Annotated in this window: 12 protein-coding genes; 1 reads left to right on the plus strand and 11 read right to left on the minus strand. The window is 26.2% G+C overall.

The annotated features are described in order from the left end of the window. Window positions 1–63: 63 nt before the first annotated feature. Entirely contained in the window at window positions 64–957 is an 894-nt protein-coding gene (locus BM119_RS00225) for a coiled-coil domain-containing protein (protein ID WP_090037493.1), read from the minus strand. 1,217 nt (window positions 958–2,174) lie between these two features. On the opposite strand from BM119_RS00225, the gene BM119_RS00230 reads away from it, so the two are divergent. Beyond that, window positions 2,175–3,161 (plus strand): tyrosine recombinase XerC, encoded by a 987-nt coding sequence (locus tag BM119_RS00230; protein ID WP_090037494.1) that lies wholly within the window; start codon window positions 2,175–2,177, stop codon window positions 3,159–3,161. A gap of 195 nt (window positions 3,162–3,356) precedes the next feature. On the opposite strand, the gene BM119_RS00235 is transcribed toward BM119_RS00230, so the two are convergent. The 10 genes from BM119_RS00235 to BM119_RS00280 form a co-directional block, all read right to left on the minus strand. Next, complete coding sequence (locus BM119_RS00235) at window positions 3,357–4,139, minus strand: hypothetical protein (RefSeq protein ID WP_090037497.1); 783 nt, start codon at window positions 4,137–4,139, stop codon at window positions 3,357–3,359. Between the two features lie 38 nt (window positions 4,140–4,177). Beyond that, window positions 4,178–5,560 (minus strand): helix-turn-helix domain-containing protein, encoded by a 1,383-nt coding sequence (locus BM119_RS00240; RefSeq protein ID WP_090037500.1) that lies wholly within the window; start codon window positions 5,558–5,560, stop codon window positions 4,178–4,180. Window positions 5,561–5,976: 416 nt separating this feature from the next. Further along, complete coding sequence (locus tag BM119_RS00245) at window positions 5,977–6,810, minus strand: DUF2785 domain-containing protein (protein WP_090037504.1); 834 nt, start codon at window positions 6,808–6,810, stop codon at window positions 5,977–5,979. Between the two features lie 347 nt (window positions 6,811–7,157). Further along, window positions 7,158–8,300 carry an ABC transporter permease gene (locus BM119_RS00250; protein WP_090037507.1) on the minus strand — a complete coding sequence of 381 codons (1,143 nt, stop codon included), beginning with the start codon at window positions 8,298–8,300 and terminating at the stop codon, window positions 7,158–7,160. Beyond that, on the minus strand, window positions 8,301–9,422 hold the full coding sequence (locus BM119_RS00255) for a SagG family ABC transporter permease subunit (protein ID WP_090037510.1): 1,122 nt from the start codon (window positions 9,420–9,422) through the stop codon (window positions 8,301–8,303). A 10-nt stretch (window positions 9,423–9,432) separates the two neighbouring features. Then, the gene (locus BM119_RS00260) at window positions 9,433–10,371 is read right to left on the minus strand and encodes an ABC transporter ATP-binding protein (RefSeq protein WP_090037514.1); all 939 of its coding nucleotides are present in this window, start codon (window positions 10,369–10,371) and stop codon (window positions 9,433–9,435) included. Between the two features lie 11 nt (window positions 10,372–10,382). Next, window positions 10,383–11,120, minus strand: a complete 738-nt coding sequence (locus BM119_RS00265; protein ID WP_090037517.1) for a SagF family protein — start codon at window positions 11,118–11,120, stop codon at window positions 10,383–10,385. Beyond that, window positions 11,104–11,766: a CPBP family glutamic-type intramembrane protease gene (locus BM119_RS00270; RefSeq protein ID WP_090037519.1), complete on the minus strand. Its 663-nt coding sequence runs from the start codon at window positions 11,764–11,766 to the stop codon at window positions 11,104–11,106. Before BM119_RS00270 ends, BM119_RS00265 begins: the two co-directional genes overlap by 17 nt. Beyond that, window positions 11,741–13,099, minus strand: coding sequence for a YcaO-like family protein (locus tag BM119_RS00275; protein WP_090037522.1), 1,359 nt, complete (start codon window positions 13,097–13,099; stop codon window positions 11,741–11,743). The genes BM119_RS00270 and BM119_RS00275 overlap by 26 nt, the downstream gene beginning before the upstream one ends. A 6-nt stretch (window positions 13,100–13,105) precedes the next feature. Further along, window positions 13,106–14,185, minus strand: a complete 1,080-nt coding sequence (locus BM119_RS00280; protein WP_090037525.1) for a hypothetical protein — start codon at window positions 14,183–14,185, stop codon at window positions 13,106–13,108. Window position 14,186 lies beyond the last annotated feature (1 nt).

The following is a 14,186-nucleotide window of genomic DNA, read 5'->3' on the forward strand; positions in this document are numbered from 1 at the left end:
TATGGTGCTTATCATTCTATTTTCATGTTTAGATGAATTTTATTATATAATAGGAGAGTATGGTTACTCTTTTTTATCTTCTCCTTTTTTTTCTTTTCTAGTTAAAGCCTTTTCTAGTTCAATAAGTTCTTTTTCCTTTTCTAATAGAAATTTTTCTTTTTCAAAATTTAATCTCTCTTGAAATTTCTTTTCAAACTCTTTTTCAATAGCTGATTTTATTTGGGTTATTTCTTCTTTATGTTTATCTAAAGTAGAATTGAATTTCTTTTCAGTATAAGTTTTTTCGATTTTTATTTCATTTTTTACTTCTTCATAGTTGTTTTTATATAAAACTATTTGATTCTCTAGACTTTCTATTTGTAAGTCTTTTTTCTTTATAAATAAATTGGAGTCTTCAAGTTTTGATATTAAAGTCTTAACTTCTTTTTCTAAATCAATTATCTCTTTGTCTTTCCCTTTAAAATTTTTTAAATCTTCTTTTAATTTCAAATTTTCTTCTTGAATCTTTTCTAATATGGTTTTATTTTGGGAAACCAATGCTTCCATGGTCTCATATTCTTTAGAATTTCTTTCTAAGCTCTCTTCTACCTTTTTTCTTTCTTTGTCTTTTGTCTTTATAGTACTCTTCAATTCAGTTAGTTCCTCATTTAATTTTATTATTAATTTATCTTTAGATTCCAAATCTCCAGAAAACTTATCTTTTATCTTATCTTCCGCATTTATGCTTATTTCTAATGATCCCATATATAAATTCATTAATTTATGTATATAATCCTCAAATGTCTCTATTTCCTTTTTTCTATCTGCCATTATTTCTTTAGCGCTTTGCATTTGAAATATATCTACTAAGTATGCCATACATTGTTCTTGTGTAAATCCTTCTTGTTCAGCTATGGTTCTAAAGGATTTTATAGTATCTTCTGAAAGCCTCATAGTAGTGGTTTTTATATCGCTCATTAAATTCACCTCTCTAATTTAAACAAAAAATTCTACATATATTATAACACAAATATATGTAATACATAAATAACACATGTATTACGTGTGTATTACATGTGTGAAAGTGTCTAAAATTAAGAAGAACGTATATTACGAAAAGAAATACAAAAATCATATAAAAAACTTCGCTAAATATACATTTAGCGAAGTTTTTGTGGTTTAGAAAAAAGGAATAGAGAAAAAACATATAAAAAACAGGAAGTAATTATAGAGTTTTAAGTAGATTTCAAATAAAAATACATATGAAAAGTAAAGAATCCTTGTAAATCAAGGGTTTGCAAGGATTCGTAAAGATTCTATAAAGTTATATATTTATAGAATCGAAAATTTGGTCTTATAAGCTATCGAAAAAATTTCAAATGTACATATATAAGTTTTAATGAATTTTGAATAGATAATAGCTTAAATAAATGGATGCTGAAAAATTGAATTTATTCCTATCAAGATTTAAAGTTATGAAATTATTTTACAAATGTATTTGTTAATTAAAAAAACTTTAAATAAATATAATGAATCTTTGCTGTTTTTAAATTTAATTTTAAATTTTTTTAGAAAATGCTTCTATTAAACGATAAAAAGGTTTGGATGTTTTTAAAAGTCACTTCCTAATATCTGCAAAACAATGATAATTATTATCATTTCAAATTAAAACTTAAAGAGACTTTTTTATAAGTATATGAAAGTTAAGTTTTAATGATAAGCACTTATTTATCTTCAGTAAGCTTTAAGAAGTAAATTATCACACTTCTAAAGTCTTAGCAAGTTATCCTAAGGTGTGTTCTATGTAGTTAAGAATATCTAAGAATTAAACTTTAATAATAATTATGCTTAATACTATATGTGTTTCTTATTTAAATATTACTAAATTTTACAAACAAATTAGATTATTAAATTTAAGATAATCACTACTACCCCACTTATGAGCTTATTTCATGACTAGGTATTGTGTTAAAAAGTGAGATCTGTGGTACATTGATAAGTTTTAAGTTCAATCAATGGGCTTCTATTTAATAAACTTCATAAGAATAATTTAATATATAGACTACAAGGCAATATATTCTATATAATTAAATAGTATCATGTTATACTATTTACAATAGAGGTAATAATTGAAATTAAAACAAAATGAGAAAAGACTTTAAATCAAAAAGTTTAAGGTATTAAGGAGGTTCTTTATGAAATTTGATATAGGTATTATTGAAAATTCAAGTCTTCCACCATGTTTAAATGATTTTTTAACATATTTATCTACAATAAAAGGTAAATCCCAAAATACTGTTAATGCATATAAAGTAGATATTATAATGTTTTTTAGATTTTTAAAATATTATAAAGGATTATGTAAAGTAGACATTGAGCTTAAAGAAATAGATATAAGTGACATAGATAATAAGTTTTTAAGATCAATTAGATTATCAGATTTATACGCCTTTATATCTTTCACCGACAAGTACAGGAAAAATGGTACATATGCAAGGGCTAGAAAAGTAGCAACTTTAAAATCTTTCTTTAAATATTTAAATGGTAAGGCGAAAATCTTAGATGAAAATCCAGCTCAAGAGCTAGAATCACCTAAAATAAGCAAAAGACACCCTATTTATTTAACTTTAAATGAAAGTAAGACTTTACTAACTTCATTAGATGAAAGCAATAAAAATTATAAAAGAGATTTTTGTATATTAACACTATTTTTAAACTGTGGACTAAGAGTTTCGGAACTTTGCAGTATAAACATAGATAAAATAAAGGAAGATACATTAACTATAATAGGAAAAGGTAATAAGGAAAGAACTGTTTATTTAAACCGTGCCTGCCTTAAAGCTATAGCTGATTATATTCCTATGAGAAATACTGAAAAAGTTCCTATTGAAGATAAAAATGCTCTATTTTTAACTAATAAAAACACAAGAATTTCTGTTAGAGCTATTGAACTTTTAGTTAAAAAGCATGTGAAACATTCAGGTATTGAAAAGAATAATTGCACCCCACATAAGTTAAGGCACACCGCTGCTACTCTTATGTACAAGCATGGAAATGTTGATATAAGGAGTCTTCAGATGATACTTGGCCATGAAAATATCTCAACCACTCAGATATATACCCATGTTGATGATGAAACTTTAAGGGATGCAGTTAAGTCTAATCCTCTTGGAGATCTTTAATAAAAGTGACAAGTTGAATGTGACAAACTTCACTAAAGTAACAAATTTAAAATGCTAAGTTGGAGTTTATGAGTTTATAATTGAAATATATAGAAAAAGATGAACTGTATGTTTAATATATAGTTCATCTTTTTCTATTGTTAACTTTTAAAAGTTAAAATATTATAGTTACTAATAAGATTGTTTAACCTGATATTAAACAATTTTATCAAGTGTATTTAAATCATTTACTGTATCATTAAACAATTTGATTGCCTCTTTATGTTTTAATGCCAAATCTTTAGTATCTAGTATGAAATAGAACTCTTCAAGTTTTTTTACTACATTTTTAGGTAAGTCATAGTATACATACCTTGACTTAAAGTTATATCTATAAGGATTATATTTCATTCTCAAAACTTCTACTAGTGGATTTAGTGTAAAGTTTTGATAAAATGCTAATGCTTCTATATGATTATTTCTATTAATCTCTTTTTCTATTAAGAATTGATATATATTAAATAGTTTGTCCAGAGTTTCTACTCTTGTCTTCAAGTTTTTATTGAAAATCTCATTATTAATAGGTTTAATATCAGTTATGTTTTTCTTATCAAAATGGACAAAGACGTTGCCATGTATTTCTTTTTGGAGAAATTTTTCAGAGCTGCTGTGTTTTACAGCACATATTTCAGCAACCATGAACCTGCTTACACCTTCTAGTTTGTAAACCTTTTGATAACCTCCTGGTGACATAGTCTGAGGATATTCTAAACTAAGTTCTATTGGTGCTAAAGATACTAATGCTTTATCTATAACTGGAAATATATCTCTAACTCTATCATCTTCTACATCAACTGCTATATCAAGATCTGACCATTGGTCAACCCTTTTAAAGGCTGCAGAACCACATTGCCACATTCCATAAACATAATCTAAAGGTTGTAATGCCTCAGTTATAACCTTTAATATTTCTTCTCTTCTCAATACCATTGTTTCCATTTTTAATCCCCCAATACTTTAATTATTAAGTTTAGTGTTTAGTTTTTTAAATTCACAGTTTTACAATTAGATAAATTATTTTTATATAATGTATTTACTTCATTTGATTTTTTTAATAATATATAGGCATTCTCATAATAGCCATTTAGAGAATACACTTCACTTAAACTGTTGTAGGCAAAAGATAATTCATTTAGTGCACACATAACAAACCCCTTGTATTCTAGATTTGCGTAGGACTCAATATCTTTAATTCCTTCTTCTATTTCGATAACAGACTCCTGAAAGTTTCCTAGCTTGCAATAAATCAAACCCTTATAAATCTTTGAGGTTGCTATATAAATACAGTCCATTAGATAAGCAGGTTTTTCATTAGGGTTTATTTTCATCAACGCCTCTATAGCTTTAGTATAATTACCTATTAAATATTGTGTTTTTCCATATTCCAGGTAATAATAAAAAGTCTTTTCACTTATAGTAGATTCTAATAAATGTAGATATTTCATAGCTTCCAGCGGATTATTTCTTTTGTTTTCATACTTTGCATAGTTATGATAAATTTTAGATAAGTTTAATTTATTACCTGTAAACTCTACATATTTTTTAGCTTCATTTGCATTTATATCAAATCTGTTAAAATCCCCTTGAAGCATATACGTAATAGCTAAAATTCTGTAAGCATCATCTAATCTATAGTAAATGTTATTTTCCTTTGATAAAGAAATTGCTTTTTCACATACATGTATTGTCTTTTCAAAGTCCCCCAAAGCAAAATATATAGATGGTTTTATTACTAGCATTTCAATTTCTAAGAATATATTCTTGTTAGTGGATTTACTATAAATTTCGTGAATTTTATCTAACATATTCATACAGGCGTTATAATTATAGTTTTCTAGCTCTAATTTTAATAAATCCATATATGATCTTGTTGCTTCTTCATATAAAAAATTATCCATATAAATATTACAACATGTATCTATAAGTTTTTTTCCTTCTTCCGTTCTGTTTAATTTAAGATTACAGTATCCTAATCTATACACTATATCAGCATACAGCTTATTTTCTTCATTAAATGTATATGAGCTTAAAAGCTTTTCAGTTTCTGTTTTAGCTAATTCATAGATTTTCTTTTTAATTAGTTCATCAATATTTTTAAAGACATAGAGTATTTTATCCATAGGCAATTGTTTCTCTTCACGTTGTTTACTAATACTCTTTGTATCATCCTCAAGAAAGTAAGCTACGGGTTTGTTAAGCTTCATTGCAATATACTCTAAGCTTTTCATAGAAGGATTTGAATGACCGGTCTCAATGTGACTAAGCATGCTTTTAGTCAGTTCGTTACCTGCTAACTCTGATTGTGTCATTTTAAGTTCTTTACGTAGTTCTCGTATTTTTTTTCCTATTGTTGTACTCATTCAAATTCACTCCTTGTTTTAAGATAATATTACCTTGTGATATTATTATAGTATAATTAAATTATACTTTCAATAGATTTCCAGCTTATAAATTTAATAATAATCATATTTGTACATGAATATCTTTAAATTTATATATAAATTCACAATAAAATATAATTAAATTATATTTTGTTGATCATGTGTAAGAAGATTTCATCATTAACTTATCACTGATTAAAATTTCTTTAACCCTAGCTTTTATCAGCATTTTATAATCGAAAATTTTTATACTTTTCTGTATATGAAATAAGGCGGCTATGCCACGTTCTAGTTTAAAATTGGCCATTATGGTTGAAAACATAAATTTTCCAAATAGAAAAAGCTCTAATGCATATCTAATACGCTTAGAGCTATGTTTTTGCTATAATAAATCACTAGGAAAAAATGTTATTTAGTGGTTCTTCAACGGCATTTATAAGTTTTTTATTTGCATTTATCTTTTTTAACCTGAAATATAAGCTGCGCATAAACATTTTGCGGTTTATCCTTAAATGATCATCTTCAGGATATTTATCAATGTACTCTATATTTTTAAAACTATTTATCCAATTTATTATTTCTTCATCAGTTAATATATTTCTATCAAGTATAGAAACAACTGCATTTATTAACCTTTCATCTTCTCTGTTTATATAAGTATATGTGTTTATGCATATTTTTTCTTTTATTGCTTGTAAAATTTCAATTAACTCCCTATGTTTTATAACTTTAGATTCTGATAAACTACATAATACATCTCCAGTATGAGCACTAGAATGTGCCCAACCTTTAATATTTACATATCCTCTCACATCTTTTTCATTTCTAAAATATCTTAATACTTCATTATATACGTGAAGTATGTCTTTTTCACTTAAAAAGCTATCATCACATTCATTATTAAGATTTAAAATCATGTTTATTATACAAAGGGTAAAAGTTCTTTTAAATACAGAATCATCTTCATTTTCACCAATTTTATAAAACAAATGATTATCATTTAAGGAAAGTTTTAATAACTCTTTAATTTCATTATATGATATTTTTTCGCATGATATTATATTATAAAGCAATTCTAATATAAGCATATCTCTAAGTTCAGGGTCAGTAGAACCTATATTATCCATCATCTCTAAAGATAAAGCGTAGATGTCAACATCCTGTGGAATATTCCAATCATTTTCCCATATGTTTTTAAGTTGAATTTTAAGTTTGTTTTCATCCCCCATAATTTATATTAGTGAGTTATTAATACTCACTAAATCCACCCCCTTTTTTAATATATCATTGGATAAGGCAATTTGTTGTACTTATTAAAACTTATTCCTTATTTTGTAGATAATGTTATTATACTATAATTTCAATAGATTTACATCTATTGAATTTTAAAACAAAGATATTCATCTTCAAATATCTTTAAAATTACACATAAAATAAGGGATTAAGTATAATTAAATTACACTTAATCCCTTACTTTGATGATGGATAGTTGAATAACAGTTTATATATAATTAATTATACGCTTAATTATTTAATACACTTTAAGTTTTTTTATTAAACTTTTTATCTTTAAACCTTATATTACATTTCTAATATCTTCATCATTTCTAAATTTAACTAAAGCTACTATAAATACAATTATAGCAAAAATTAAAATCATTAGTAAATAAGGAATTATATTTTCTAACTTTTCTCCAAACTGTAAATTATCTATGGCTTTAAGAACCCAACTTTGAGGGAAAATCATAGCAAGCTTTTGCATAAAATCTGGCATGATTTCAACTGGCCAGAAACAGCCTGCCAGCATTGATGTTGGCACAATGATAATATTTTGAAGTTGAGAGCTTTGGGATATACTTTTTGAGAAAGCAGCAATAAGTATACCAAAAGCTATGGAAGCAAAACCAAAACATATAAACAATATATATAAGTTTAATATACTTGTATAGAAGTTTAAATGTAATAATTTTGTAGATATAAGAATTATTAAGGAAATCTGAAACATATATATAGTCATATTAGCCAAGATATTAGCTATAATATACTGAGATTTTGTTAAAGAAGATGAAAATATTCTAAAGAAAGTTCTATTGGATTTATCTTTCATAATATAATCTGTTGTAACCTTTGATGCCATTAACATAAATACTAGCAAGAATCCAATACTTTGCTTTGTAACACCTTTATTTTTAGTTTTATCATTTACTTCTTTATCAATAAATTTAATAGGAGAATCCTTAAATTCCTTATATGTATTATCAAAAGTCTCTTTATCTCCTTTTGCTGCAAGGCCTATAGATTTTAAGTTGTCTACATAAAAATTTAAGTAGTTTTCAATCCAAGAAGTAATTTCAGTTCCTTCTGATGAGTAAATATTTATATCTTCAACAGAATTATTAAGGATTGATTCCTCAAATTCTTTAGGTATTTCTACTATACATTGCAGATTATTGTTTTTAAGTACTTTTTCAAAGTCAGAACTATTTACTGAATAAACTTTAAAGTTTTCATTTTCCCCAATAGATTTTACTACATCTTGAGATAAGTAAGAGTTATTTTCATCATATACACCAACATTTACAGCATTATTTCCGCCACTATTAAAAGCTAAAGCTGCAAATATACTTAGAAGAGGTAAAAGCAAAAATGTTATCCAATTCCCTTTTTTACCTAGAGATATCTTTAATATATTTTTTGCTATTGTAAATATATTTTTCATTTATACCACATCCCTTCTATTAAAAGCTATTAATGGCATACTTAAGAATATTAATCCTATTATTAAATTTACTGCAATGGCTATAGGTACTATACTTAGATCATTATTATAAATCAATCTAAAAATTGCATCATTAGTCCATTTTAATGGAGATATATTAGAAACCATATTAAGTATCTTATTATTAAATATAGTTAATGGTATATACCCTCCTGCTAAGAATACAAATAGAGGTATTGTCATGTTCAATCCAGCAGACATAACTATAGGGTTTTTAATTCCTATGGACAATCCTATTCCTAAGGAAACAGCCATAAATATTAAAGATGCTGATATTAATAATATAAAATATGGTCTATCTCCCCAATTAGTGTTTAAAACATATCTACTAAATAAATATACTATTGAAACTTGAAAAGATGTTATTAAAAACGCTCCTAATACCTTAGAACATAGATATTCAATAGGAGTTACAGTGCTAGCCATTATTCTTTCATAGGTTTTTCTCAAATTCTCTCCAAGAACTCCAAAGGCACCTATATTAGTGCTATAAAGAATTATCATAGTAAACATAGTTACAGCATAGTAATCTCTTGAGGTTGGCTTTGTGCTACCTTTAACTTCATTTATCTTAACGTTGTCTGGCATAGGCTTATTTATTATATCTTCTACTGATGATGGATTAACTTTTATTACTGCATTTACAACATTACTTTTATCAGTAAAAGTTTGTATTACAGTTTTGAGTAAGTTTCCATTTAACTCTCTTATATTATTTTTAAAGAGTTCTATAGTATCATCATCAGTAAACTTTATTAGCCCATCATATCTACCATCACTTACCATTTCTTTTGTGGTCTCTTCATCTTTAATTTCTTCGAATTCAATATTTAATGTCTTTTCCTTTGTAAATTCTTTAAAACTTTTATATATTTCTTTATCACTATCTCCTATATAAGCAACCTTAATTTTTGAAGGCATTATTGATGAACTAAAAGTTCCTGAAAGAGCCATTCCTAATATTAAAATTAATAATATAGGAAATATAGTCATTAAAAACATAGCTTTTTTGTCTCTGAAATTATGTATTAGTTCTTTTTTTACTAGTGAAAAAAATCTCATATCATCACTCCTAATCTCTAAGGCTTTTTCCGGTAAGAGTTAAGAAAATAGCTTCTAAGTCATTATGTTTTCTCTCTATGTTAATAATAGATAAATTATTGTTAGTTAGGTGTAATATTATCTTATCTAAGTTGTTGACATTTTTGTTGTTTTCTACAATAATCATTTTATCTTTTATTATAACTTTTCGTACTCCAGTAAAATCTTCGATAGACTCCACATCTTCTTTAGATATAGATGACATAAATTGAATAGTTATTACATTATCAGGACTATACTTTGTAAGTATATCCTCTATCTTTCCCTCTACAATTAATTTACCATGATCAATAATAGCTATGTTAGTGCATATATGTTGAATCTCCTCCATGTAATGGCTTGTATATATTATTGTACTTCCCATATCTCTAAGTTTTTTAATTGAATCTAGTATATGGTTTCTTGACTGAGGATCAATACCAACTGTTGGTTCATCCATAATTATTAGTTTAGGATTATGTACTATAGCGCAAGCTATATTTAATCTTCTTTTCATCCCACCTGAAAAGTTTGAGGGCTTTTCTTTAGCTCTTTCACTTAGACCAACAAATTCTAAAGCCCTTTTAGCATTCTCTTTTAAATTTTGTCCTTTTAAGTTGTATAAACTACCAAAAAACATTACATTTTCTATAGCTGTTAAATCTTCATATATTGCTATATCTTGTGGCACAATTCCTATATTGGATTTAATATTTCTTGAATTTTTAGTAAGTTTTTTTTCAAATATATGTACTTCTCCAGATGAGGGAGTTAGCAATCCAGTTAACATGTTTATAGTAGTGCTTTTACCCGCACCATTTGGGCCTAATATTCCGTAAATCTCTCCTTCGTTAACTTTAAGGTTTAGATTATTTACCGCAATGTGTTGTCCGTAGGATTTAACTAAATCTTTTAATAAAACTATTCCCATAACTAGACCTCCTAAAATTTAACTTTAAAATCTTTAAAAGCTATCATAATAAGTATAATATACAAAAACAAAATCCCTACTAATAGACTATTCACTGTATTTATCAAGGATAATGTAGTTGATGATATTGCAAAACCTAATATACTAAGCATTATGTACTTGTCTTTATTTCTTCTAATAATAAACTTTCCATAGCAATAATATAAAACAGTTATAATCATGCTTAGTGCTATGGATAATTCAAACTTTTCATTTAATATGCTGAATATAAGATTAAAGAAAAATAATACTTCAAAAATAGCTATACCTAAAGTTCTTATATATCCTGTATAAACAAAGTGATTTAAATTTACTTTTATCCAATCTATAGTTTCTAAACCTTTATTAAAATCTTTTTTCAAAAACCCTAAATATACAACAGTTACTGTTAGAAATAATATTTGGATAAATGCTATAAAGGAAATCACTATTATTAATAAATTCTTTATAGTAAGTTTCATATAAATATTTCTAATAATAAAATCATTATTAATAAATAAAAATACTGAAAAAAATCCTAATACTACTACTAAATAAGATATTCTAATAAATTCTTCTGCTACCTCTTTTGAAAAAAATCCTCCTAAAGAAAGTATTCTTCTCTTAAGCCATCTAGAATTTTTTGAATTTACTCTACCTTGTCCATATATTAGTGAAGTGAAAATAAAAAAGCAAACTAAGTATATAAGTAAATTAACCTTTACATCCATTCATATTCCCCCTTATTACTACAATTAAGTTTTGTAATCCGTGGCATATTAATGGTATTAGTATTGCGTGTCCACTAAGATAAAATAACATTGAGAAAATTAACCCACTTATAAACTTTTGAATTACAACATACTTTCCTAAAGTAATATGGTTTAATGAATAAAATAAACTAGATATTATAATAACTAAGATAATATGTATATCTAATATATAAACCATTAAGTAAAACCATATTTGTCTATATACGATTTCCTCTAATATTCCTATAAGTAAGGTATATATAGTAACCTTTACACTGCAATTAACCCATTTGCTGGCTATTTTAACTTTACTAAACTCTTCACCTTTAAGTTTTAATATTATATATGAAGTTAAAATTTCTAATAATATAACTAATGGAGCACATAAAATACCTATAACTATCCATAAACTATTCATTGGCATTTTTATATCATAACTTTGAGGTATTAAATAAAAACTTAATACAATGAATAATATATAGATAAGTGTTAAATTTCTAAAAAAAACTGCTATCTTGATATTCTTTCCACTTCTTTTTATAAATTCAATTAACTCGGCTATACTTAAAGGGTTTAATGTAAATAAAATAACTATTAAACTAAGGCATTGGATGTGGATATTCATTCTTTACTCCTCCATATTTAATCATTCGAGGATGATTAGCAAAAGGAAAATCTGGAATACACATTTCTAAAATTTCTGGTACCAATAATCTCATTACGTACCAACCCTTTTCTCTAGCTTCAGGAGGAGTTAAATCCATATATACAGCATATTCACTTACTTTAGATAATTCTTTTATTAAATGTTTAATTTGCATATCTACATCATAATCAGCATAGTTATTTATTTCAGATAAGTTGATTTCTCCTTCTATTAAATCTTCAAGAAGTTTATCTTTCTCCTCTTGTTTATATGGCATTGCATAGAAAAGAACATTTTTATCCAAATCAATAAATTTAGCATTAGGCGACATAACCTCTTCAATTGCTTCTCTATGAAATATAGTATTATAGAAAGTGCTTTGGGCTATTGGTACTGCCTCCATAATCCCTCTTACCATACCGTGAATTGGGTCCATATCTCCTTGTATTCCTAAAAGCATATAAGGTGCTTTATTATCTTTTCTTCTAAGATAAACTGCAAAGCTTGGTAAATCTAAATCAGGTAAAGTTAACTCCATTGGAATTATTTCATACTCACAGTTTTCATCTAATTCATGTTGTTTTATAATTTCTTTAACTCTTTTATCATCTATATTAACTCTTTTACATTTTCTCTTTGTATACCAGTTAATCATAAATGCATCTATTTGCACATACTCTATAAGAGCATTTAAAAGAGCCTTATTTAAAGATTTATGAGATGCTGTTCCTGTGCTAAAAGCTGGAATATATCTCTGTTCACCTCTTAGAGTATTATTTTCATACCCTATAAAAAGCATCTGGGCTGGAACCCAAATATCCTCTTTAGGATTAAAAAGAGAAGGACATTGTATCCAAGCAATAACATCATTATCAGTTATTTCCTTATCACATAATATAATCCTCATTTCCTTTATTTTTTCTATCTGTCCTTTGGTAAAGACATTCATATATTTTACAGGCATAGTCTTTCCAGTTTTGCTAATTTCATTATAGCTTGCATAAACTAATTTATCTTTAACTAGTTCGCTTCCTACTAAGGTGGAATATCTTTCAATGCTTTCACCTATATATTTGATAAACGCCTCTTCATAGTGAGACCCATATCCGATAATGTGATATTGAATAGATTGACCTCCAGTTAAAATTTGCTTATGGTAATCAGGCATAGTTCCTGTCATACTCTTTAAAGTTGGTTCTCCTTCATAGTTAACTAAAGGAACGACCATAGAAGTAATTATTCCTGTTTGAGTACCGGCAACATCATTAAATTCTTTTAAAACTTTATTATAACTAGGATAGAACTTAAGCATATCATCTTACCTCTCTTTTATGTCCTTAATGATTTCATCAATAATAACTCTTGATTTAACATTCATTTCTTCAAATTTAGATTTAGAAATATGTCCGCATGCTGGGCAATAAGGTACTCTTAAGATATCTTGAACTTGTATTTCTAAAGTAGGTATAAATATACTTAAAACTCTTCCTTCAAATTTAGTTGCGCCTAAAGAGCTTAAAAGTAAACTTTCAGATAGTAATAAATTAGTTAACATGCTTGATAATAATATTTTGGATGGATTTACAGCTGATTTATTTACAAAGTCATTCTTAACATATTTATTATAAAGATAATGATCTTCTAATCTTGCTAAAATCCTTTGTTCATAACATTCGATACATCCAGTAGCTGGTGGTGTAACACTAAACACCGTAATAAAAGGACCATCAATCATACCCACTACCACTGGTTTATTAAGTTCTATTATGGTTCTATTTAAATTTCTTAAAGCACTCATATTAATATGTGTCATAAGTATTACTACTGAATCAAAATCTTTTATTCTTTCTTTAATAATATTTACGCTGTCTAGTGTTTTTAATGCATCTATATTAGTTACAGCGTCTATATTAGAAAACTCTTCTATAAGATCTGACCCCTGTATATTTATTTTTAAATTCATTTCATTGCATAAATCTTTACATAACTTTTCAGAATAAGCACAGTCAGTCACAAATAAAACTTCTCTATGTTTTCTATCTTCCTCAGTAAAGACTTGAGTCATATCTCCTAAAAGAATCTGGTTTATACGTTCTTTTAAATCAAGGTTTCCTTTTTCATAAATCATCCCTGCATTTTCTAATTCAGAAATTAAATTTTTTAGATTGTCTAAATCATCATTATTTAAGTTTAAGTCTTTTAAATTATCTAAATTAAAACCATCCTTTTCTTTCATTAAAGAAACTGTTTTAACTAAAGCCTCTTTAAGATTATCTGAAAAATCATTTAAAGATATTGTTGCTTCATTATAATTCCACAATCCCATTCTAATTCTTAATTCATTTTTCCCATTATGTAAAATTCTTAAATCAGTATCTAATTTATATTGTTTTCCCATA

Source organism: Clostridium frigidicarnis (assembly GCF_900111985.1).
GTDB classification, from domain to species: Bacteria; Bacillota; Clostridia; order Clostridiales; family Clostridiaceae; genus Clostridium_Z; species Clostridium_Z frigidicarnis.

Excerpts from the sequence above, each read along its gene's own strand:
- BM119_RS00225 (WP_090037493.1), bottom strand. The coding sequence starts at position 957 with ATGAGCGATATAAAAACCACTACTATGAGGCTTTCAGAAGATACTATA.
- BM119_RS00230 (WP_090037494.1), top strand. The coding sequence starts at position 2,175 with ATGAAATTTGATATAGGTATTATTGAAAATTCAAGTCTTCCACCATGT.
- BM119_RS00235 (WP_090037497.1), bottom strand. The coding sequence starts at position 4,139 with ATGGAAACAATGGTATTGAGAAGAGAAGAAATATTAAAGGTTATAACT.
- BM119_RS00240 (WP_090037500.1), bottom strand. The coding sequence starts at position 5,560 with ATGAGTACAACAATAGGAAAAAAAATACGAGAACTACGTAAAGAACTT.
- BM119_RS00245 (WP_090037504.1), bottom strand. The coding sequence starts at position 6,810 with ATGGGGGATGAAAACAAACTTAAAATTCAACTTAAAAACATATGGGAA.
- BM119_RS00250 (WP_090037507.1), bottom strand. The coding sequence starts at position 8,300 with ATGAAAAATATATTTACAATAGCAAAAAATATATTAAAGATATCTCTA.
- BM119_RS00255 (WP_090037510.1), bottom strand. The coding sequence starts at position 9,422 with ATGAGATTTTTTTCACTAGTAAAAAAAGAACTAATACATAATTTCAGA.
- BM119_RS00260 (WP_090037514.1), bottom strand. The coding sequence starts at position 10,371 with ATGGGAATAGTTTTATTAAAAGATTTAGTTAAATCCTACGGACAACAC.
- BM119_RS00265 (WP_090037517.1), bottom strand. The coding sequence starts at position 11,120 with ATGGATGTAAAGGTTAATTTACTTATATACTTAGTTTGCTTTTTTATT.
- BM119_RS00270 (WP_090037519.1), bottom strand. The coding sequence starts at position 11,766 with ATGAATATCCACATCCAATGCCTTAGTTTAATAGTTATTTTATTTACA.
- BM119_RS00275 (WP_090037522.1), bottom strand. The coding sequence starts at position 13,099 with ATGCTTAAGTTCTATCCTAGTTATAATAAAGTTTTAAAAGAATTTAAT.
- BM119_RS00280 (WP_090037525.1), bottom strand. The coding sequence starts at position 14,185 with ATGGGAAAACAATATAAATTAGATACTGATTTAAGAATTTTACATAAT.